Raw genomic sequence first — 19751 nt, forward strand, 5'->3', positions numbered from 1 at the left:
CGGCCTCGTTCTCCCGCAGGATCCCGATGATCTGCTCTTCCGTGAATCTCGCTCGTTTCATTCCGTCCGTCCTTTCAAGGGCCGGACTCTAGCTCCACGTGGAGGAAATTCTCAGGGGCACGTCACCCTCCCGGATGCAGGTCAGGACGTCCTGAAGGATGCGGCGGCCGGGGTGGTGAAAAAGGACGTCGTTGGTGACGACGGTCTTCACTCCGAGCTCGGTCGCAAGCCCCGCCAGTTGATGCAGGCGCATCTGATCGCGGGGGCGTCGGCGTAGCGTGAGGGCGCAATAGGCGTCCGCGCCGAAGATGTCGGACAGGGCTGTGAGCTGCCGCCGACACGAGGCGTCGGCCTGCTCTGCCACGAGCGCGGCGATCAGACCCTCGGCGTGGTCGGCCAGGTCCGACCAATCTAGGCGACAGGCGCCCTTGCCGGCCCGACCCTTGCCGCGGGTGAGAAGTCGGCAGAGCCGGCTGTAGGCGGCCCGGTCGGTGGGATAGACTAGGATGGTGGCGCCGTCGGTCAGCTGGAGCCGGCACCCGACGATCAGGCGGACGCCTGTCGCCTTGGCGGCCTCGTGCGCTCGCACGATGCCGGCGACGCTGTTGAGGTCTGTGATGGCGAGCGCCTCGAGGCCGCAGACAGCGGCCTGAGAAAAAAGTTCGTCACAGCCGCTGGCGCCACGCAGGAAGGAGAAGTGGGAAGAACACTGCAATTCGGCATATCTGCGAGACATATGTTCATGATATGTTCCATCTTACATGGAGGCCAGATTGCCTTCAGCAATTGGGAGTGCTGCGCTCAAAATAGCCCTTCGCGTTGGCCATCAGAGTCGGGGCCGGCGAAGACGGCTATGGTGTCTGGTGTGGCTCCGCTCGGGGCATCGTTCTCAATTACGATAAACTGAGCGTCGCCCTTGTGAGACGCCAAATAGGCGTAGAATCGGTCTTTCAGCCCGCTTGCCTTCACAACAGCTTCGTCTGCGCCGAGCGCTCCGTGACGGCTTCTGTGCGGTTCGCGGTAACTGACAAGAGGGCTATCCAAAACAATGAAACCCGGGTGAGGCAGGCCTTCCGCGCGGCAGAACTTCAAAATCCCGATCTTAAATGCCGAGTGCATGAGCGCCCTGACGCCTTTGCCGTTAGCCGATCGGCTCTTTCCATCGATCTGGATCTCGTGGCTTGCAGGGTCGAACGTAACTTTGGGATTTCCCGGGAAGCCCCAAGCGTCCAGCACGCCTTGGACGTGCGTTGCGAGCGCCAGACCCGCTCCCCCCGAAAGTCCGACGACCGCTCCCGTTTGGTTCCGCGTCGCCTTAAAGCGATCAAGCACGCGCCGATGTTCCTCAAGCTCTCTCACACGCTCAACGAGGCGAGCACGGGTCCGCAGCGTTTCGCGGGCATCGGAGATGAACTCAAACCGCTGCCGCGTCTCGGCTTCTGCGGGAAGGCCGACCTCGATTTCCTTCTTCAGTTCACCGATACTCGCGAGCAGGCCGTCGCGCACATCGTCAGCGGTAGAAACCTGCTGCGACAGCTCAGCCAAGGTCGCTTGGAGTTCGCCTTGCTCCCTGTCGATCTTGGCTAGCTCGGCAGCGATGGCTCGGCGACTGCCTTGCACATCCTCCCGCCCTTGCCCGTGATGCTGGTGTTCTTCAGCGGCCCCGCACAGCGGACAATGACTGTCTCCTCCCGCAAGCAGCGCATCGCTCCCCTCCAAGAGCGACGTCAGTCGCTCGCGGTCACTTCGGAAAACGCGATCAAGCAAGCCGAACCGTTCGATCGTCAGGGCGAGTTCTTCGAGTGAGGCGTCGATTGACGCCAGATCTCCCTGAGCGGTCGAAAGCGTCATACGCGCCTTGTCGAGCTGGGCCTGGGCCTCGGACGCTTCGGCTTGGATGCTACGGATCTGTTCCGTATGCGCCTCGATGGCCTCGTCGAGGTCCTCGGTCGCGTCGTCGCCCAGCTCTGCACGAGCAATTCGCAGCATGTCATCGAGAAGCTCGATTTTGCCTCGGTTCCCTGTCCGCTGCTCTTTGACCCCTGGGGCCTTGATCTGTGCGGCGTCATCCACCCCCGTTAAAATGAACTTTAGGGTGTTCTTGTCTTGGGTGACGCTCCGCCCATCTGAGACATCGATCATGCTGAGGTCGCCGAGCATCGGCGTTTCCTCGATGAAGACGTATGGCGCAAAGGACCGGAACGAGAAGGTGACTTTCTCTCCCGAAAGCGTTCTGGCGATCTTCAAATCTGGCTTCAGGCCGATGGCAGCCAAAAGATAGGCGGACCAGCTTTCCGCGCTTCGATGCTCGCCTTGGAGCGTGCGGTCTGCGGGAATGCCGGCATCAGGTGATGGCCGTCCCGCCCGATACTCGAAGTCTCCGCCACGGAGGCTTCGAGCTACCTGGACGTCGTTTCCAGCCCCCAACTCGACATCAAGCCAGGCTTTTTCGTACCCGTCTCTTTCTGTGATACCCGGTATACCCTCGACGCCCGCGCCGGTCATGTAGTCCAGCGATTTCACAAGAAACGACTTCCCCGTGTTCGAGGCACCCCAGACCACGTTGAGGCCATCGGCGAAGGCGATGTCGACCAAGGGTACGTTCGGCCCGGTGAACGCCAACCCACGTATGATGATACGAGAGGTCAAAGCAGCAGCATTCCTTGCTCGTTGTGCCCGATGAAAGCCGTGGTCCAGGTGTCAAGCTTCAGTCGGAGCTCGCTCAGGAACTCCGACTTTCCCTTCGAAGCGACTTCACGGGCGATCCAATCAGCTGCCGTTTTCAGCCGCATCGAGTAGCCGCTCTCCAGCAGCTCAACATAGGCGGCAGCCTCATCAGACGCGCGATATTCTATCCCATCGTCCGATGCGCAGATCAGCACCATGTGAAATCTCCGCATCAATCCCAAACTGTCCTCGACGAGCGCGCGCCTCACGAGCAACTCACCCTTGCGACCTGGAACGGCGGGGTGAAGGCTGGGCGGACCCCCGAGATCGCCAGAATGCACAACGGCATGGTCCAAAACGACGAGGTCGGCCAAATCAAGAGTCAGCGGTCGAACCGCCTCAAGAACCGTGACGGCCCTTATCCCCGCCTCAAGGGGCGAGTTAAATAGCGGTGGCGCATCAGACGTTACTTGGTCCATTTCAATCGCCGATCATTCGCCAGATGGTGGCAAATCCCCTGCACGACGGGAATTCGCGCGACGCGTCCAGCAATCGCGGCGTTCAAACCCGCAGCGTGCTTCATCACGTTTCCCAGTCGATCGAGAAGCGTGTCGGTCGTCTGTCGATGAACGTCGATCACCCCGTGATAGACGTCATTCTGAAACTGAACGACTAAGCTTTTGTCTGTGTTGTCGCGGTGAAATCGCTTGAACGCCTCGGCCTCGAAGTAGCGCGTGCGCTGGTCCCTGAGTTGGTCGCCATAGGTGGCGTCAGCCAGGACCGCAGCATTGTCTGTGAAATCGGTTCCAGCAGCCTCACCATAAACAACCCGAAGCTGGCCAAGATACTCCGTCTCTCCATACTCAATGATGTCTGGTGCTTGGCCTTGCGGGGCGTGGCCAGGCATTTCCTTGAGTATCTGCACCAAGGCGGGTTTCGCATGTTCGTCTTTGACGATGAGCGGCGCCGTCAGGCCTGTGACCTTGGAAAAGTCGTATCCTGTGATCGCGGCGCGCAACTCCGCCGTGAGCGGGGTCTCTTTGCCTGCGGTGATCTTGGCTTTGCAGGCGGTATCCCAATCGGCCAGCAGAGCGGCCTTGAGAGTGGTGGGATTGTTGAGCAGGTCCATTAGAGGACCGACAATCCCTCGCGGAGACACAAACGTGAAATTCACGGGCAAGGTCGTGTAGGCGCCCTGAGTGTGGTGGTGGAACATCTTCCCGAGTTCGAGAAGGGCTTCGTTCCGGCCGAGCTTCGATCCCAGGGTCTTCCTCTTGCATTGAAAGAGGTCCCAATCACCTTCGTGCCTGTCAGCCGTGTAGAACCCGATGACGTCCCGTGCCTTGTCGTTGGGGCCGCCAATCCGTTCAACCTGAGTGTACTTCGACTCTCGTCGCTCGACCCAAACTTCGACGAACTCTTCGAGTTGCCCGTCGTCGAGCTCGCTGAGGCGAATGGCCAGACTGGTCACCGACGCCCCATGTAATATGTGCTCCCCCGGAAAGCATCACGGTAACAACCGGATATCGCTTGAGCAATCTTTGCGCGAGTCGGCGTTTTACTGATACTGCCGTTAGCGCTGAGTGCTCATCCGAACTTTCCGTGGATGAACCAGGCTTGGGAGCCGGTCGTGGCGTCCTCGCCGTCGCCGGCGCGAAACAGCCAGAACCGTTCACCGACGTCGTCCTCGACCTGGAAATAGTCCCGGACCGCCCACATCTCGGCATCCCGGCGGCCCCACTCGCCGAAGATCCGTTCCGGGCCGTCGGCCCTGCGGATCCGGCGTCGGACGCTGCGCCAGGTGAAGTGGGTCGGGGGATTGTCCGGCAGCAAGGCCATGGTCTCTATCGGTTCGGGTCGGTGGAACAGGCGGGTGGGGCGCGGCCAGTCCGGCGCCCATGCCAGCCCAGTCGGCGCCGCAAGCGGTGCGATCTTCCGGATCGACCGCTCGGGCACATCGCTCTCGACCGGCGCCAGCCGGTACAGCCGTTCGGCTCCGATCCGGTTGGCTAGGGTGTCGATCAGAATGGAGACGTCCGGTTCCGCCTCCGCGCCGAGGCGCGCGGCGGCTGGCCGCCAGTCCAGCGGTTCGGCCGAACTGGCCGCGAGCGTCATCCGCTCGATGCCGAACCCCGGCTCGATGGTCTCGATCCTGTCCGTCAGCAGTCGAGTCAACCGGCGGATGTCCCGCACCGGCTGCGCCAGGCCGACGCGGACCGACTCGATCCGGTTATCGACCCGAAAACACAGCCAATCGAGCCGACGCGCGCCCAGGCCGCGCGCCTCCAGAACGCCGCACAAGGACTCGACGAGCGCCCCGGCATAGCGGGCCAGGGTTTCCGGCGCGCCGATCGGTTCGGCGAAGACCCGTTCGACCCGGGGCGTCTCGGGAACCTCGACCGGGATCAGGGGCTCGGCCGACCGGCCATAGGCCTGGTCGAGCCGTCGCCCGAGTTCGGCGCCGAAGCGCAGTTGCAGCGGCGCCCGCGGTCGGTGGGCGATGTCGCCGATGCGTTCGAACCCCATTCGCCTCAGCCCCGCCGGCAGATCCACCGGAAGGCGCAGCGCTTCCAGCGGCAGCGGAGCGAGGGCCGCATCGATCCCTTCATCGTGGATGATCTGCGACTCGGCGCGGAACCGGGCGGCCGCATGGGCGGCGCCGTAGGTTGGAGCGACCACGCCTCGGCCGCTCAGGCCGACGCGTTGCAGACGCGCCGTCAGATCGCTGAGCAGAGCCGCTTCGCCGCCCTTCAGATGGGCGGCGCCGGTGATGTCGATCGCCAGACCGTCCGGCGGATCGGCCTGGCAAACCGGGGCGTAGAGATGCATCGCCCAGAGGGCGAGGCGATCAAGGGCGTCGGCGTCTCCGGCCGGATCGGCGTCCCTGACGTCAAGATCGGGAATGAGGGCCTGAGCCTGGGTCGCGACCATGCCGACGCGCGCGCCGCAAGCGGCGGCGGCGGCGTTGCAGGCCGTGACGACCCGCTTGCGGCCGACTCGACCGGTCAGGACAAGGGCGCGATCAGGCGGCGGCGCGTCTGCGCCCAGCCGTCGGCGCAACCGTTCGACGGGCCAGTTCGGCAGGAAGAGCGAGACGACCCGTCTCATCGCAAGCGTCCAGAATGAAGTCCGCCGCGTCGGCGCCGCGGCAACGCATGAGTTCGATCCGCCACCGCGCCCGTCCGATGCCGGGGACCGGCAGGGGCGCCGATGGCTCCGCGCTGACCCGCCAGCGCGTCACGGCGGCGGTCGGCTGGCCGAAATCGGCCGCCTCGGCGGCACGCCGCCATCGTCGGACCGCCACGCCGATCACGCCCGACGCCTCGGCGGCGAGCTGCAGCCGGCGCGAGGCGGTCATGGTCAAACGCGATGTCTCGCAGACGACCCCGGCCAGACCGCCATGGCGAAGGCCTTCCTCGAAGCACGCCATCAAGGCCTTCTCGTCGCCGGCCTCGACATAGATGACACGATCCGGCTCGAGCCCGGCGTGGCAGAGCGCCGGGGCGAACAGGTCCGGCCGCGTGACACACCAGAGCACTGGGCCGGGCAGGCGAGCGACGATCCCGGCCGCGAACAGGGCGGCGGCCGCGCCGCCCACGGCGTCGTCGCCGCCGCCGGCCACCTCGTGAAGCGCGCCCAAGGCCAGGCCTCCGCCGGGGAGGGCGGCGTCCAAGGCCTCCACCTCGAACGGAAGCACGCCGACCGATCTACGGTAGGCCTGCTCCAGTGCGCGAACCTGAGCGTGCAAATCCTCGAGTTGGGCCGAACCGGCGGCCGGCATGGACGAGCTCCTCCTGACGTCTATAATGTTCCTGAAATGTTCTGGTTCGAAGCGAGCGGCGGAGTCAATCCAATCGACGCCTTATCCCCCTTCGATTTGCAGCGGCGCCGGACCCGTGAAATCCTCCGCCCGAGGCCACAGGAGATCGCGCGATGTGCAATGAGTACCAGCTCATCCTGCCGTTCGACGACATCATCGAGGCGTTCAACCTCAGTGGAAACCGACTGGTGTTCCCCGGGGGCATGCCAAACTTCGGTCCGATTGCGTCCATCCGCATCGGAGATCGGGCGCCCGTCATCCATATGGGGCCTGGAGGGCCTGAAGCGGTGATGGTGCCCTGGGCGTGGAAGGGGCCGGGCGGGCGCCCGGTCTTCAACTTCCGATCCGACGGCCGATCCTTCGAAGGCTCGAACCGGTGCCTGATCCCGGCGGACGGCTTCTTCGAGTTCACAGACCCCGAACCGGGCCAGAAGCGAAAGACCAAATGGCGCTTCACCCTGACCGGTCAGCGGCTCTTCTGGGTCGCGGGCCTGATCAAGGACGGCGCCTTCGCCATGCTGACCACCGAGCCGGGGGCGGATATCGCCCCCTATCACGACCGGCAGATCGTGCTTCTGCGTCCCGAGGACGGTGCGGCCTGGCTCAATCTTCAGAAGCCGCAGGCCGAACTGTTGCGGGCGTTGCCCGCCGGGAGCCTGGACGTCGAGAAGGTCTTCCCGGTCGCGGTCTGAGCCTCTGGACATCAGCGCGGTTTTGAGGGCCGTGGGGGCGTCGGCTGCGGTGTCGGAGAGGGAGGCGGCCCTGTCTCGCACTGTTCTCGCGCCAGCCAGCGCGGCCTCTCGATGAGGCGGATCTGACCGAAACCCGGTCGGCTGGCGCAACCGCTGCCGCGACTTTCATCCCCGACCTGACGGCCTTCCTCGCGAAACAAGAAAGTCTCTCATCGCGGTCCTCCGCTTCGCTGCGGGGGCTCGCTCCGCTCTCCCTGCGCGCCGCCCGGTCCCCGGTCTCCCGATCGCCATCGAGGCCGCGGCAGGCGTGGCCCGAAGCAAAGGAGAGACTGACATGGCCACCATCGGCACCTTCACCGCTCAAGGCGACGGCTACACCGGTTCGATCAAGACCCTGACCCTGAACGTCAAGTCGGCGGTTCTGCGTCCCAACGAAAAGACCGACGACAAGGCCCCCGATTTCCGGATCTTCGCCGGCCAGACCGAGTTCGGCGCAGCCTGGAAGAAGACGAGCCAGCAGAACCGCGAATACCTCTCGGTCAAGCTCGACGATCCCAGCTTCCCGGCGCCGATCTACGCCTCCCTGGTAGAGGTCGAGGGCGGACACAGCCTAATCTGGTCCCGCTGACCCAAGAGCCGCGGGGGGGCGGGGGGGGCCCCGCCCCGCCGCTCCTTCTTCCCACAATCCAGTTCGAGGAGGCCGCCATGACGCGCCCCGCCGATCCTGCACGCCCGGACATCCACACCCGGATAACCCAACAGATCCTCGCCCAGCTCGAAGCTGGGGTCCGCCCCTGGACCCAGCCCTGGAAGAGCGCCGCATCCGTAAGCCGGCCCCTGCGCCACGACGGCACGCCCTACAACGGCATCAACGTCGTCCTGCTCTGGGGAGAGGCCGTCAGTCGGGGTTTTTCTCGTCCAACCTGGATGACGTTCCGGCAAGCGCTGGCCCTCGGCGCTCATGTCCGAAAAGGAGAACGGGGCGCGACCGTGGTCTACGCCAACCAGATCATCCGCGAGGCTGCCGACGAGGCCGGGGAGGGCATTGAGCAGCGCATTCCGTTCCTGAAGGCCTACAGCGTCTTCAATCTGGATCAGATCGAGGGGCTACCCGATCGCTACGGCGCGCCCGAGGTCCAGCATATCAATCCGGACGAACGGATTGCGCGCATCGACGCCTTCTTCCGGAACTGCGGCGCCGACATCCGCCACGGCGGCGGGAGCGCCTATTACGCACCCGGTCCCGATCACGTGCAGATGCCGCCCTTCGAATGCTTCGAGCATGCCGACGCCTACTACAGCACCCTGGGGCATGAGATGACGCACTGGACGCGCCATCCCTCGCGCCTGGACCGGGACTTCGGCCGTCAGTGTTTCGGGGATGCCGGCTATGCTCGCGAAGAACTGGTCGCAGAGCTCGGCGCCGCCTTCCTCTGCGCGGACCTCGGTCTGGCCCTCGAGCCGCGCGAGGATCACGCCGCCTACATCGCGAGCTGGCTGCAGGTCCTGAAGGACGACCAGCGGTTCATCGTCTCCGCCGCCTCCCACGCGCAGAAGGCCGTCGATCATCTCCACGGCCTGCAGCCGCCGGTGTGAGTGTCAACGCATCCGGTTGAGCTGTTCCGCGACATAGGCCTCCACTACGGGGCTGCGAACGGTGGGCGGTGGCGGGAAAGCGACCGCCGCCGCCTCGCGTCGCATGTCATCGAAGATCGACAGCGTGAGTGGGGTCCCGATGCCGTGGCTCGTCTTCTGCATTTCGGCGAGCAGTGCGCGCTGACGCGCGGCGGGTATCGCTCGCCAGACAGAGGGTTTGATGAACCAGTGGTCCGTGCCCCGGATCATCCAGCGCTCGATCATGTCGATAAGCGGAAGCCGGGCGGTCTTGTGTTCAAGATGGCCGTTGATCCGGTCTTGGGACCCGGGCGGCCCAACCATGAAGATGAGGGTCCCGGTGTCTTGGGGGATGACGCCGAGCAGGCACATGACGGTGCGATCCGGCAGATGCAGATCGGTCATTCCTGACAACGCCACCGGAAACGGGAGTTCGATCTCGAAAGCGGTACCCTCCAGAGCGGTCGGGCCGGATTGCTCGACCGCCGGGTAGTGGGCGGCATGGAGCGCTTGAAGTTCCGCAAGAGTCCCAGCCGCCTCTTCGATGTAGTCCTCCGCGAGATTGAGGTTCATCCCCTGGTAGGTGAAGGTGCTGAACTCCACCCCCAGACGGCGCGCCTCGTGCTCTACGTCTCGAGACAGGCGCGCATGGAGATCGGCGACGCGCGTCTCCAGGCGGGCCAGGTCGAACTCCTTGCGGCGGATCTCCCGGCAGAGGCTGCGGAAAACCTGGAGGGCGAGATCGGTTTCGCTCCTGATCCTGCGCGCCCTTTCGAACGACGAGAAGGCGCTCTCATGGCCGGCGCAGTACCCCGGAAATGTGGACGCTTCCGCGCCGCCGATTTTCACCATCGACAAACGCCCCTTGTAGGACCGCGGCGTGAGGACGTGATCATCTTCCAGCAACGGGGAGATCGGCCCGGCCCGCTGCAGCGTGTGCGAGGCGGTGATCGTTCGTTGGTCGCAGCCCGGAAACATGCAGACCGAAGAACGACGCCAATCCCGGACAGCTTGGGCAGCCTCGCCATGAAAGGTTTTCTTGTGTTCGGCGTCCGAGGCGAACAGCAGGCGCGTCTGTGTCAGACGGTCGGAGATGTACTCTATGAGCTGAAGCGCCGCGCGGGCCTTGGCTGGATCCATCATGCCGTTGGATCATGGCGCACAGCCCTGCTGAAGCAAATCGTCCGCCTGGCTGGGGCGCCCTTCAGGGCGGCGGGCGAGCGGCCGGTTTCGGCCGCCGAGGGGAGGGCGGGCAGACCCGTAGGCCTACGGGGCGAAGGGGGGGAGGGTCTAGGGCAGGATAGGCTTTGCGCCGGCAATGTCTGACAGACCGACCCCCCTCATGGACCGCCTCACGCTTCGCGCTACGCCCGATCTGATCCGCCGGTTCGACGCCGCCGCGGCATCCCGAGGCGGTCGTTCGCGCCTGCTACGACAGCTGATGGAGGGGGCCGCGCATGCGGCTTTGCCCGAGGGTCCGGATGCCTCGCCGGCGCGCCTGACCGGCAAGCTGGGGCTCAGGCTCGTGCCGGCGGACCTCGCTGTCCTGGAGGCCGAGGCGGCGCGCAGGGGCATGACCCGCACCCAGTGGACCGTCGCCCTGATCCGGGCACGACTGTATCGTCGACCGCAGCTCAACCGCGCCGAGGCACTGGTCCTGATCGAGGTGCAGCGCGAACTCCGGCGCATCGGGGTCAACGTCAACCAGATCGCCCGGGCCCTGAACACGGCGGTGATGGAAGGCACCGTGCTGGACCTCGAGGTGGCGCAACTCGCCGCCTTCTCCGAGGAAATCCGGGGACACCTGTCCGGCGTTCGGGCCGCTTTCGAGGAGAACCTCGCCTACTGGTCGGTCGAGGCGTGAACGACTTCCGTATCCCCTCCGGATTTGAGGAAGCCCTGCGTCCACCCGTCCGCATGCGACGGGCGCGGCTCGCTCACGCGGTGCTGCGCGTCGGTCGATCGGGGGATGACGATGCGGGCCGGGCCCAGCTCCAGCGTGTCGTGCGCGGGGCGCCCGAGGTGATGGTCAAGATCACCGGGCGGACCCGGGACGGCGGCCATCTGCAACGCCACCTGGACTACATCACCCGCAACGGAAAGCTGATCCTGGAGGGGCCGGACGGCGAGCGTCTGATCGGGCGGGCGGACGTCCGGGCGCTGGCCGAGGACTGGCGGTCCGAGTTGTCGGTGGTGGCGCAACGACGAGACGCGCCAGTGTCCCTGTCGATCGTTCTGAGCATGCCGGCAGGCACGGACGAGGGCCGGGTCCATGATGCGTCGCGCGCCTTCGCGTCGCGCCTGTTCGCGGACCGGCATCCCTATGTTTTCGCCCTGCACACCGACGATCGGCACCCTCATGTTCATCTGACGGTCCGCGCGCTTGGGCGGAACGGCGAACGCCTCAATCCCCGAAAAGCCGACCTGCAGCTGTGGCGGGAAACCTTCGCGGCCGCTCTCCGGGATCGGGGCGTCGAGGCCGAAGCGACGCCCCGTCGTGCCCGCGGCGTCGTGCGCAAGGCCGAACGCACGCCTGTACGCAAGCTGCGCGAACGCTTCGAGCGCGGTGAAGGACCGATGCCGACGACGCTGGAAGGCGCGCTGAAATCGGCCGCGACCCCTTCGGCCGCCGAGCCGGTCTGGGAGACGCGTCTTCGTCAGCGTCAGGCCGCCATCCGACGCACGCTCGTGGTCGAGGCGTTGCGACTTCAAACATCGACGGCCGAGGGAGATCGGCGCCTCGGCCAGGATCTTGAACAGTTCATCCGCACGCTGCCGCCGGTCCTGACACGACGGGAAATCCTCGCCCGAGCGCTGGGGCCAGAACCGGGGAGGACGTCGCCGACCCGGCAGCGATCGCGCTAGCGTCGACGCCGCGCGATTTCGGCGGCCATCTCGTCCCACCCGCCGATGTCCACGTCGGTATAGCGCGCGGGGAAGTCTCTCCCGAGGCGCGAGAACGACGGCTCAGCCTCTGTGTGGACAGCCAGCACCGCAGAGGCCGGCAGGGGTTCGGTCACATACAGATCAAAGGCATTGGAGGCGGGGCGAGATCCGAGTGATCGGCTGTAGGTCGCCATGACGGCCTTCGCCGCGAGGTCGGCGTGCTGGGTCGCCGCCAGAGGCGCTGCGATCTCGATAACGCGTGCTCTGCCAAGCGAGGCGACCAGGGCCTTATGGGCGGGGTCGGCGAGCCAGAAGTAGACGCCTTCTCCGCCCCAGCTTCCCAGCAACAGGTTGACGTCGGGGGACTCGACGTCTCGGGGATGCGACACCATCCAGAACTGGCCAGAACGATTCCGATTCTGCCCGCGCAAGAACGGGCTGGCGGCGTGCAGGGCGTCGGCCGTCTCTGCGGTGAATGCGCCCGCCTCGACTTGGGCGTCCAAGCGTGCGCGGATGGCAGCGATGGAAGACAGGCCGACGCCTCTCTCGCGCAGACGGTCTACCTCTGCGTCTGTCAGTCGGGTGTAGTGCCAGCCTCTGATTGTCCGATCGGCCATCGCCGAGGCCACGATGTCCGTCAGGTCGGAGTAAGGTTCGGCGAACGGGTTGGTGGGGTAGGGGCTCGTGCGGTCCGACAACTCGCGCAGGATCAGATTTTCACGCGCGGTCGCGTGATAGGCGCTGAGGAGGTCTGTATGGCCCGCCAGGAGCTCGCGCATCGGGGGATCGAAGGTTTCGATGTCCCAGACATCAATCAGGGGGTCGGTCACGTGGGCTCCGGCGCTGGATCGGACGATCCTAGCGTTCTCGCCGCCGTTCCGCGCGCGGCTTCGCATCGGCATCGCGACCGCGCGTCTGTTCCGTTCCTGATCTTGCCCGGGACCATGCCCGCTCCATCAGCCGCGCCTGGACCGCCGGATCGGCGATCAGGGTGCGGACGACGATGGCCGCCATGTCCAGCCGCCGTTTGACGGTCTGCGTGGTGGGCTTGGCTTCGGCATCCCTGGAGGGGCGCCCGCCCGCGACGCGGTCCGGTTGATCGTTAGCGGCCTGGCGGTCGCGTTCCGTGGGCTTGTGGCCGGCCACCTCCAGGCCAAGGCTACGACCCTGGACCCAGACCTCGCGGCGGAAGGCCTCGTCTCCCGACACCTTGACGTGCGTCCATCCCCGGTGCTGCGCGATCCGCAGCATGGAGGCGACCGAGTCCGGATAGGCCTGGAGCGATGACAACGCACGGCCGTGGTCGCGGAAGACGGGATCGGCGCTCTTGTGGTCGCGGTAGTAGCGTTCCGGCCGGCCCTGGCGATCGCGCTCGATCAGATAGCGATCCAGCAACTGGGCGGGCACGTCGCCCTTGTCGAGCGAGCGGCGCTCCGGGGCAGCGCCGGGCTGCGGCGCCAGCCGGTTGCCTGGAGCCGACCGAGGGGCGGACTGGCTCATGGCCTACGCTCGAGAGGGGCGCGCGCGGTGGCGGGGGCCGCCACGACGCGGTCGAGCCAGGCCTGGACCTCGGCTTCGCTGGCTCCCGGAGCCGGAGGTCTGAGCCCTTCCGCGGCGAAGCGGCGGACGATGCTGTCGAAGTCCATGTCAGGCTCCTCGATCACTGGTGATTTGGGAATGACAGCCGCCAACGGCGGAGGCGGCGCGGGCGCGGTTTCCGGCGGCGGCCGCAATCGGGCGGTAAAGCGGCGGTCACGGTAGAAGACAAGTTTGCGTCCACGGGTCGGCGACAGCCCCGCCTTGAGGACGATCAGCGCCTTTCCGGAGAGCTGCATAAGCTCCTGCGGGAGCATCAGCGCCCGCTTCTGATCGGAGTCGGTCAGACTGCGTCGGCCCTGTCCCAGGCCAATCGGACGGCTGCGGCTGCGGGCCCGATAGGTGTAGTAGCCGAGCCGCTCGCTCAGCTCCTGGGCCACCTTCAACTCCTTCGGTGCGAAGACGATCTCCAGGCCGCAGTTGGTCAGAATGTCCTCGGTCACGTCCGGGCCGTAAAGGGCGCGGAGCTGGGACGGGCTCTGCACGACCGGCAGCAGCCGCAGGCCGTAGCCGGCGACCCAGGCGAAGGCGTGGGCCAGCACCGGCGCGCGGCCGAGACGGGCGAACTCGTCGAGCAGCACCAGGGTCCGGGGGGCGTCTGGCGCGGGCAGGTCCCGGCTGTTGAGATCGACCAGTTGCTGAAAAAGGAGGGCGTAGAGCGGTGCGACCCGATCCATATTCTCAGGCGAGGCTGCCAGATAGAGCGACAGGCGGCCGTTCCGGATCGTCCGCAGATCGAAGTCGCTGGCGCTGGTCGCGGCATCCACCAGGGGGTTGAGCCACAGGCCCATCCGGGTGGTGATCGACTGACGGATCGAGGCGAAGGTGTTCTCGCCGGAGCTGCAGAAATCGGTCAGGGCCGTCGTCGCGCCTCGGGGGAGGGGATCGCCGTCGAGGCGACGTTGTTCGATCAGCCTGGGGAAGCGATCACGCGGATCGCCCTCGGTCAGCTGGCGGTAGATCTCGCCAAGGGTGAACGGCAGATCGGGGGTTGTGGCCACATAGGCGCCCACCCCGATGAAGCCGGTCCGGGCCGCTTCCGACCAGAAGGGGTCGGCATGGCTATGGGCGGGGAACAGCATGCCCGCGATCCGCTGAAGTTCATCGAGGACGACGACCGGCTTTGTGCGGTCGATGTGATCGAGCGGGTTGAACCTCGCCGTTCGGCCGTCGCCGGCGAGCGGGTCGAACAGGTGGACGGTCTGCCCCGCTTCGGCGCGGAAGCCGGCGGTGGCGTTGAAATTCTCCCGCTTGATGTCGAGGACCACAACCGAGTCCGGCCAGGCCAGCAGGTTCGGGATCACCACCCCGACGCCCTTGCCGGTGCGGGTCGGCGCGTAGAGCAGCACATGCTCGGGACCGTCGCTGACGAGAAGCTCGCCGGTCGCTTCGCCCAGCAGAAGTCCGCTGCGCGCCCGCAGGCCGTGCCGGCGCTGCTCACCCGCCGTCGACCAGCGTGCGGCACCGTGCAGCGGGCGTCGTATGCCCAGGGCTATGGCGGCCGCGAGCACGACAAGCACCAGGCCCATGACGGCGCCGCCGATCGTCAGCCAACGGCGGACCTCGGGGTCCTGTCGGTAGTAGAGGAACCAGCCCGGAACCCGGGCAGGATCGATGTCGCCGGAGAAGCGACCCAGCCCGATCAGCGCGAGGGACAGGGTCCCGATCGTGAACAGGGCGAGGGCGGCCAGGACGGCGACCGCGATCAGGCCCGCCCTAGTCGCCGGCGCGGCGCTTGCGAAGCGGCTCATGCCAGACCTCCGTCATCAGGAACCGGCCGTCGATCTTCTTCATCTGCACCACCACATCGACCATCAGGTGCAGCATCGTGCGGATGTCGTCGCGCGGCAGGTCGCGACCGCCCTCGGACTCCCGGACCAGCAGCGTGAGCTGTTCGAAGGCCAGGGTGGCGGAATCGGCATGGACCGTCGTGATCGATCCGGGATGGCCGGAGTTGACGTTACGCAGGAAGAAGAAGGCCGTTCCGTCACGGAGTTCCTGCAGCAGGATCCGGTCCGGGCGCATCCGCAGCGCGCTCTCCAGAAGGGCTTTCGGGCCCACCTTTGCCAGGCCCTGGCCGTCCTTGGAATAGAGCAGATGGACGACATTGCGCTGAGGCAGGACCAGTTCGCGCGTGTCCTCGATCGTCAGCAGCCGCTCATGCTCGGGAATGAGTTCGACCAGGCCCTTGGCGAAGGTCGTCTTGCCGGAGCCCGTTGCACCCGAGATGAGGATGTTGCGGCGGCGCTCGACCGCCAGCCGGAAGAAACCCACCCAGTCGCCCGCCTCGCGCAGGCCGACCAGCTCTGTGTCGGTCTCATCGAGCCCGCCGTGCACGGTCCTGGCTGCAGCGAACAGGCCGGCGGCGTGAAAGTCCTCGAGACCCATGCGCGCGCCGGAGGGTTTGCGAATGGTCAGGGAGACGGCGCCGGCGGGGACGACCGGCGGCAGCACGATCTGACACCGCGCGTCGCCGGGAAGGACCGTCGAACAGATCGGCCGCTCGGCATCGACATCCTGCCCGGTGTAGGCGGCGGCCGCGACGGCGAGGGTGCGCAACCAGGTTTCCGTCAGCTCGGGCACCTCATGCCAGCGCCAGCCGTCAGGATGCTCCACCCCGACCTCGCCCGGCCGGTTGACCACGACCTCGGTCACCGACTGCGGCGCCAGGAAGGGACGGAGCGGGGCAAGGTAGTGGTCGATGACGGAGGTGTCGCGCATCACCTCGGCCGCAGGCGATAGACGTCCGCGAAGTCGAGGTCCTGAGCCACGAAGATCGAGACCTCCGCTCCCTGGGCCTTCCGCAGGGTGGGCCGAATGCCGACCGAGCCCTGCAGGGCGACTGAGGCGGCGTCCGACGGCACGCGCGCGGTGGATTGAAGGGACTGGCCGCCGCCGGCCGCCGCGTAGGCGGCGTCATCGACGATCGACAACAGCAGCGCCCCGCCGAACCGGTCCCAGAACCGGGTGTCGATGGCGCCGTCGAAACCCGCCCGCCCGAGCGAATCCGCGGCGGGCGAGGCCAGGGCGACGGCGACGCCGGTCGGAGTGACGGCGCGGGTCCACAGAACGAACAGGCGGCCTCGACCCGGCTCCACGGCGCCGCGGTACTCGCCAAGCACCCGGGTCCCTCGTTCCAACAGCACGACCGCGCCGTTGTCCGAATAGACGTCCCGCGAGATCAGGCAGCTGACGTAGCCCGGCGTCGAGCTGTCCATCGCGGTCTGCAGGACACAGGGCACGCTGGACCCCGCCGTGATCAGAAGGTTGCGATCCGGCAGACGGCCGGCGCGGGCCGAGGCGATCGGACTGACCCGTCTCAGGGTGTCGAGCTCATGACCGGGCGGGTCGGACCGGTCCGAGGCGAGCAGGGGGGCGGCGGCCGCGGCGGCTCGATCCGGGCCGCCGGGGCGGCTGTAGGCGAGCACCGGCGACCGCTGGGCGCTATCCGCGAGCGCGCGCCTTTGCTCGCCTGGCGTCGGTCCAGATGTCGAGCCGGCGGAAGACCTCTGTTCGATTGCGGGGATCCGCTCGTCGTCATCGACAAGGGTGGGCGCAAACGGGTCTGTCTCCGCCGTTTCCAGAATCGGCGGCTCGGCCCGTCGCGCCGGCTCGAACGGCGCCAGCTGGCGCGGGGGCGTATCGTCCGTCGCCCGATCGCGGTCGCGGTCGTCGCCCCGGTCCCATGTCGCGAACAGAAAGACCCCGCATCCGGCGGCGAGGGCCGCGAGGGTGATCATCCGGCCCTGACGGCCGCCGAGCCGGCCCGCGATCGGTGAAACGCCCCGGTCCTGTCCTGTCGTCGGCGTCTCCGGGGTCTCGGTCGGTGGGGGCGGGGCTGCGGTGGTCATGGCCGGTCTCCCGTCACGGTCCGATCGACGGCCGGAGACGCCGTTCCGGTCCCGGTGGCGCGCCCGCGCGGATCGAAGGCCTCGTTGAAGATGCAGAGGACCGACCCGCCGTGGCGCAGGCGCAGGCCGGCGACCACGCCGTGGATCACCACGAATTCGCCGCGGACATCGTAGGGCACGAGCTTTTCGGATCCGTCTCCGGCGACCTCGAAGATGGCGGGCGCGGGCTGGTTACCGGGGAAGCGGAGCACCGTGAATCGGCCGTTGTCCGTCACCTCGCTTGGCTGGAGGCCGGGGTCCCCTTGGACGGAATAGGCGAGGTTGCGCCGGCCCTCGATGGCGCCGGCCTGAAGCTCCAGGCCTATCAGGCGTTCCTCCGCGGCCTGCGCCGAGACGGCAAGGGCGGCGGCCGCTCGCGCCTGATCGTCATCGGGATACCGGAAGCGGACCTGATAGGCCGCCGTCCTTGCGGACCGGTCCTGAGCCAGGAGTTCGAAGACGTAGTGCCGGGCGACGCCGGCCCGCTCGGTGACGACCAGAAGATTGGTGGACTGGTGGCGCTCGCGTGGTTTCAGGAACAGGACGGACCCCTCCGCCGCGACCTCCCACGCCACGCTGTCGCCGATGGCGGCGTGTCGGATCGTCTCTTCGGGCGAGAAGATGATCTGCGTCGCCGTGCGGAAGGCGCCGGAGATCGGATAGACGCCGTTCGGCGCATAGGTCAGCTCCTGGATCCGGCCGCCCGGATCGGTCTGGGCCAGGGTGGGACTCGCCGTCGCCACCAGAGCAACGGCCAGAACAAGCGCGGGGGTTTTCATCGAATGACCTCCGGGTCGGCGCGGTAGGATGTCACCTGGAAGCCGAGCGGATTGCGCAGACGATCCGCCTCCGACATCGGGGCCCGGGTGTAGGCGAAGGCGATCGTGGCGATCCAGTCGCTCTCGGTGATCTGCTGGGCCTGCCGCACCGTCCGGCGAAACCGCACATTGGCCACACTGTCATTGATGAAGCCGATCGCCCGGATCGACACCACGGCCTCTCCGTCGCGCCCGTAGAGGTTCTGGGGGCTTTCGGGATTGGAGCCGCGGTAGAGGTCGGCCCAGCGGCGTTGCTCGGAGGGCGCGGACAGGATCGAGACCTGGCGGAACGCGTCTTCGGCGGCGGGGTCAAGATAGCCTTCGCGACCCCGGACGTACTGGCCGAGGAAGTATTTGCTGACCGCCTCGTCATATCGGATCGGTCCGTCCTCGTCCGAGAGGCCGCGCACGACATCGACCGATCCGGTCGTCCGGTCGACGCGAATGACGAAGGGTTCGCTCGTCTTGAGGGGCGTGAGGAAGGTCACGGCCGCGGTCGCCGAGATCGCCAGCGCCGCCGCCACGCCCGCCGCCGCCCACGCCAATCGCCGGGACTGCAGGGCGCTGGCCAGTCGGTCCTGGTCCCACCGCCGCGCCTCGGTGAAATAGCGCTTCAGCTCCTCGGAAGGGACGCCGCTCATGCGCAGCCTCCCGCCGACGGCTCGCCTTCGACCGGTTCGACCGGGGGCGCGGACGGCGTCGCGGACGGCGACGGGACGAGGATCGACCCGTAGGGATTGGCGGGACGCCGCTCGCGACCGTCGCAGATCGGCGGCGTCTCCGTCCGTCCGGTGGCGCAGCCGCCGAGGAGGACGCACAGGGTCAACAGCAGGCGAAGGCTCATGTCAGGCTCCGTTCGGTCGGATGGTTCCACCGCCCTTCGGCGGCTGGCGGCTGGCCTCCTGCGGACCTCTGGCGCGTCCCGAAGGACTCGACCCGAGGGCGGCGGCATTGGCGAAGTCGGCGAGGCCCGCGCTGGCGCCGCCGGCGATGCCTGCGGCGATGGCCGGCGTCTGCAGGAAGAAGATCGCGCCCAGCAGGCAAAGGGCGATGAAGATCAGGCCGCCGATCATGGGATCGGAGCCCTGGATCGAGCCCCATTGGTCGCGCACCAGCGACAGCACGAGCTGGAAGATGACGATGATCAGGGCGAACAGGACGAGATAGTTCACGGCCTGGCTCAGCCACCCGAAGAAGTAGCGGCGTGTCGCGTCGAACAGGGCGCAGGCGATAAAGATCGGGCCGAGGGTGACGAGAAGCGCGAGCGCCAGCTTGGCGACCAGCACCACGCCGAAACCGAGGGCGGCGGCCAGAGCCCCGATGATGAAGACCCCGGCGGCGACGATGTAGGGGGCCGGATTGAAGGCCGAGGCGTCCCGGGAAATGTCCTCGCCCAGCCAGGCGGCATAGGCGAAGAACTGGTCGAACGCGGCCCCCACGCTCGGCGTCTCCGAGCCGCTGACCGCCCGGGTCAGGGCATTCGGCATGTCGCTGAACAGCGGACCGGTGACGAAGGTGGAATAGGCGGGGGTTGTCGCCAGCGCATAGAGGAGGGCGAGCTTGATGGAGCGGACCGCGAAGTCCCGCATGGGCTCGGTGATGGAGCCGCGCAGGATCGCGTACCCGTACAGGACCACATAGAGGAGCAGGGCGACGCGTAGCGGCCCGTCCACCTGGGCGATGACCGACGACAACCGTTCGCCAAGGAACACATTGAGGCGCTCGTCGATGAAGTCGTAGCTGGGCTCGAAGACGCGGAACGACATGG

21 protein-coding genes are annotated in these 19751 nt (G+C 66.9%); 5 read left to right on the forward strand and 16 right to left on the reverse strand.

Translation table 11 applies throughout. The features are described from left to right. Nucleotides 1-88: 88 nt before the first annotated feature. The 6 genes from ACE3TH_RS10685 to ACE3TH_RS10710 all read right to left on the reverse strand — a co-directional run bounded on the left by ACE3TH_RS10685 (nucleotide 89) and on the right by ACE3TH_RS10710 (nucleotide 6448). The gene (locus ACE3TH_RS10685; RefSeq protein WP_228186692.1) at nucleotides 89-736 is read right to left on the reverse strand and encodes a PHP domain-containing protein; all 648 of its coding nucleotides are present in this window, start codon (nucleotides 734-736) and stop codon (nucleotides 89-91) included. A 65-nt stretch (nucleotides 737-801) separates the two neighbouring features. Next, entirely contained in the window at nucleotides 802-2595 is a 1794-nt protein-coding gene (locus ACE3TH_RS10690) for a hypothetical protein (protein WP_038293500.1), read from the reverse strand. 50 nt (nucleotides 2596-2645) lie between these two features. Beyond that, nucleotides 2646-3146 carry an ABC-three component system middle component 2 gene (locus ACE3TH_RS10695; RefSeq protein WP_017504293.1) on the reverse strand — a complete coding sequence of 167 codons (501 nt, stop codon included), beginning with the start codon at nucleotides 3144-3146 and terminating at the stop codon, nucleotides 2646-2648. Further along, on the reverse strand, nucleotides 3134-4138 hold the full coding sequence (locus ACE3TH_RS10700) for an ABC-three component system protein (protein WP_017504292.1): 1005 nt from the start codon (nucleotides 4136-4138) through the stop codon (nucleotides 3134-3136). The genes ACE3TH_RS10695 and ACE3TH_RS10700 overlap by 13 nt, the downstream gene beginning before the upstream one ends. A 116-nt stretch (nucleotides 4139-4254) precedes the next feature. Further along, nucleotides 4255-5775 carry a DNA polymerase Y family protein gene (locus tag ACE3TH_RS10705; RefSeq protein WP_026108287.1) on the reverse strand — a complete coding sequence of 507 codons (1521 nt, stop codon included), beginning with the start codon at nucleotides 5773-5775 and terminating at the stop codon, nucleotides 4255-4257. Beyond that, nucleotides 5690-6448, reverse strand: a complete 759-nt coding sequence (locus ACE3TH_RS10710) for an ImuA family protein (RefSeq protein ID WP_017504290.1) — start codon at nucleotides 6446-6448, stop codon at nucleotides 5690-5692. The genes ACE3TH_RS10705 and ACE3TH_RS10710 overlap by 86 nt, the downstream gene beginning before the upstream one ends. 152 nt (nucleotides 6449-6600) lie before the next feature. On the opposite strand from ACE3TH_RS10710, the gene ACE3TH_RS10715 reads away from it, so the two are divergent. From ACE3TH_RS10715 to ACE3TH_RS10725, 3 genes are all read left to right on the forward strand, one after another. Beyond that, nucleotides 6601-7179, forward strand: coding sequence for an SOS response-associated peptidase (locus ACE3TH_RS10715; protein ID WP_017504289.1), 579 nt, complete (start codon nucleotides 6601-6603; stop codon nucleotides 7177-7179). Between the two features lie 334 nt (nucleotides 7180-7513). Further along, on the forward strand, nucleotides 7514-7807 hold the full coding sequence (locus ACE3TH_RS10720; protein WP_026108286.1) for a DUF736 domain-containing protein: 294 nt from the start codon (nucleotides 7514-7516) through the stop codon (nucleotides 7805-7807). 77 nt (nucleotides 7808-7884) lie between these two features. Beyond that, complete coding sequence (locus ACE3TH_RS10725; RefSeq protein ID WP_026108285.1) at nucleotides 7885-8775, forward strand: ArdC family protein; 891 nt, start codon at nucleotides 7885-7887, stop codon at nucleotides 8773-8775. Nucleotides 8776-8778: 3 nt separating this feature from the next. Here ACE3TH_RS10725 and ACE3TH_RS10730 read toward each other — a convergent pair whose 3' ends face one another. Next, nucleotides 8779-9936 (reverse strand): hypothetical protein, encoded by a 1158-nt coding sequence (locus ACE3TH_RS10730; protein WP_017504286.1) that lies wholly within the window; start codon nucleotides 9934-9936, stop codon nucleotides 8779-8781. Between the two features lie 199 nt (nucleotides 9937-10135). Here ACE3TH_RS10730 and ACE3TH_RS10735 point away from each other — a divergent pair, with 199 nt between their 5' ends. After that, nucleotides 10136-10657 carry a plasmid mobilization relaxosome protein MobC gene (locus ACE3TH_RS10735; RefSeq protein WP_017504285.1) on the forward strand — a complete coding sequence of 174 codons (522 nt, stop codon included), beginning with the start codon at nucleotides 10136-10138 and terminating at the stop codon, nucleotides 10655-10657. Next, nucleotides 10654-11658, forward strand: a complete 1005-nt coding sequence (locus ACE3TH_RS10740) for a relaxase/mobilization nuclease domain-containing protein (protein WP_315026614.1) — start codon at nucleotides 10654-10656, stop codon at nucleotides 11656-11658. The genes ACE3TH_RS10735 and ACE3TH_RS10740 overlap by 4 nt, the downstream gene beginning before the upstream one ends. Here the strand turns inward: ACE3TH_RS10740 and ACE3TH_RS10745 are convergent. From ACE3TH_RS10745 to ACE3TH_RS10785, 9 genes are read right to left on the reverse strand one after another with little or no spacing between them, the layout of a single operon-like run. Then, the gene (locus ACE3TH_RS10745) at nucleotides 11655-12509 is read right to left on the reverse strand and encodes a hypothetical protein (RefSeq protein WP_155965853.1); all 855 of its coding nucleotides are present in this window, start codon (nucleotides 12507-12509) and stop codon (nucleotides 11655-11657) included. The genes ACE3TH_RS10740 and ACE3TH_RS10745 overlap by 4 nt on opposite strands. Before the next feature lie 28 nt (nucleotides 12510-12537). Continuing rightward, complete coding sequence (locus tag ACE3TH_RS10750) at nucleotides 12538-13179, reverse strand: LPD7 domain-containing protein (RefSeq protein WP_017504282.1); 642 nt, start codon at nucleotides 13177-13179, stop codon at nucleotides 12538-12540. Further along, nucleotides 13176-15026 (reverse strand): type IV secretory system conjugative DNA transfer family protein, encoded by a 1851-nt coding sequence (locus tag ACE3TH_RS10755; protein WP_017504281.1) that lies wholly within the window; start codon nucleotides 15024-15026, stop codon nucleotides 13176-13178. The genes ACE3TH_RS10750 and ACE3TH_RS10755 overlap by 4 nt, the downstream gene beginning before the upstream one ends. Then, complete coding sequence (gene virB11 / locus ACE3TH_RS10760; protein ID WP_017504280.1) at nucleotides 14992-15996, reverse strand: P-type DNA transfer ATPase VirB11; 1005 nt, start codon at nucleotides 15994-15996, stop codon at nucleotides 14992-14994. Before virB11 ends, ACE3TH_RS10755 begins: the two co-directional genes overlap by 35 nt. Further along, nucleotides 15996-17126: a type IV secretion system protein VirB10 gene (virB10, locus tag ACE3TH_RS10765; protein ID WP_155965850.1), complete on the reverse strand. Its 1131-nt coding sequence runs from the start codon at nucleotides 17124-17126 to the stop codon at nucleotides 15996-15998. The genes virB11 and virB10 overlap by 1 nt, the downstream gene beginning before the upstream one ends. After that, complete coding sequence (locus ACE3TH_RS10770) at nucleotides 17123-17944, reverse strand: TrbG/VirB9 family P-type conjugative transfer protein (RefSeq protein WP_017504278.1); 822 nt, start codon at nucleotides 17942-17944, stop codon at nucleotides 17123-17125. The genes virB10 and ACE3TH_RS10770 overlap by 4 nt, the downstream gene beginning before the upstream one ends. Then, nucleotides 17941-18624 (reverse strand): VirB8/TrbF family protein, encoded by a 684-nt coding sequence (locus tag ACE3TH_RS10775; protein WP_017504277.1) that lies wholly within the window; start codon nucleotides 18622-18624, stop codon nucleotides 17941-17943. The genes ACE3TH_RS10770 and ACE3TH_RS10775 overlap by 4 nt, the downstream gene beginning before the upstream one ends. Further along, nucleotides 18621-18827: a hypothetical protein gene (locus ACE3TH_RS10780; protein ID WP_017504276.1), complete on the reverse strand. Its 207-nt coding sequence runs from the start codon at nucleotides 18825-18827 to the stop codon at nucleotides 18621-18623. Before ACE3TH_RS10780 ends, ACE3TH_RS10775 begins: the two co-directional genes overlap by 4 nt. A gap of 1 nt (nucleotide 18828) precedes the next feature. Beyond that, nucleotides 18829-19749, reverse strand: a complete 921-nt coding sequence (locus tag ACE3TH_RS10785) for a type IV secretion system protein (RefSeq protein WP_017504275.1) — start codon at nucleotides 19747-19749, stop codon at nucleotides 18829-18831. Between the last annotated feature and the right edge of the window lie 2 nt (nucleotides 19750-19751).

The sequence above is a fragment of the Brevundimonas sp. genome (genome assembly GCF_041919755.1).
Taxonomy (GTDB): domain Bacteria; phylum Pseudomonadota; class Alphaproteobacteria; order Caulobacterales; family Caulobacteraceae; genus Brevundimonas.

What these genes read in the sequence shown, in the direction of transcription:
- ACE3TH_RS10695 (WP_017504293.1), bottom strand. Translation starts at nt 3,146, where the DNA reads ATGGACCAAGTAACGTCTGATGCGCCACCGCTATTTAACTCGCCCCTT.
- ACE3TH_RS10705 (WP_026108287.1), bottom strand. Translation starts at nt 5,775, where the DNA reads ATGAGACGGGTCGTCTCGCTCTTCCTGCCGAACTGGCCCGTCGAACGG.
- ACE3TH_RS10755 (WP_017504281.1), bottom strand. Translation starts at nt 15,026, where the DNA reads ATGAGCCGCTTCGCAAGCGCCGCGCCGGCGACTAGGGCGGGCCTGATC.
- ACE3TH_RS10725 (WP_026108285.1), top strand. Translation starts at nt 7,885, where the DNA reads ATGACGCGCCCCGCCGATCCTGCACGCCCGGACATCCACACCCGGATA.
- virB10 (WP_155965850.1), bottom strand. Translation starts at nt 17,126, where the DNA reads ATGACCACCGCAGCCCCGCCCCCACCGACCGAGACCCCGGAGACGCCG.
- ACE3TH_RS10770 (WP_017504278.1), bottom strand. Translation starts at nt 17,944, where the DNA reads ATGAAAACCCCCGCGCTTGTTCTGGCCGTTGCTCTGGTGGCGACGGCG.
- ACE3TH_RS10750 (WP_017504282.1), bottom strand. Translation starts at nt 13,179, where the DNA reads ATGAGCCAGTCCGCCCCTCGGTCGGCTCCAGGCAACCGGCTGGCGCCG.
- ACE3TH_RS10785 (WP_017504275.1), bottom strand. Translation starts at nt 19,749, where the DNA reads ATGTCGTTCCGCGTCTTCGAGCCCAGCTACGACTTCATCGACGAGCGC.
- ACE3TH_RS10730 (WP_017504286.1), bottom strand. Translation starts at nt 9,936, where the DNA reads ATGATGGATCCAGCCAAGGCCCGCGCGGCGCTTCAGCTCATAGAGTAC.
- ACE3TH_RS10715 (WP_017504289.1), top strand. Translation starts at nt 6,601, where the DNA reads ATGTGCAATGAGTACCAGCTCATCCTGCCGTTCGACGACATCATCGAG.
- ACE3TH_RS10720 (WP_026108286.1), top strand. Translation starts at nt 7,514, where the DNA reads ATGGCCACCATCGGCACCTTCACCGCTCAAGGCGACGGCTACACCGGT.
- ACE3TH_RS10775 (WP_017504277.1), bottom strand. Translation starts at nt 18,624, where the DNA reads ATGAGCGGCGTCCCTTCCGAGGAGCTGAAGCGCTATTTCACCGAGGCG.
- ACE3TH_RS10685 (WP_228186692.1), bottom strand. Translation starts at nt 736, where the DNA reads ATGTCTCGCAGATATGCCGAATTGCAGTGTTCTTCCCACTTCTCCTTC.
- ACE3TH_RS10780 (WP_017504276.1), bottom strand. Translation starts at nt 18,827, where the DNA reads ATGAGCCTTCGCCTGCTGTTGACCCTGTGCGTCCTCCTCGGCGGCTGC.
- virB11 (WP_017504280.1), bottom strand. Translation starts at nt 15,996, where the DNA reads ATGCGCGACACCTCCGTCATCGACCACTACCTTGCCCCGCTCCGTCCC.
- ACE3TH_RS10735 (WP_017504285.1), top strand. Translation starts at nt 10,136, where the DNA reads ATGGACCGCCTCACGCTTCGCGCTACGCCCGATCTGATCCGCCGGTTC.
- ACE3TH_RS10710 (WP_017504290.1), bottom strand. Translation starts at nt 6,448, where the DNA reads ATGCCGGCCGCCGGTTCGGCCCAACTCGAGGATTTGCACGCTCAGGTT.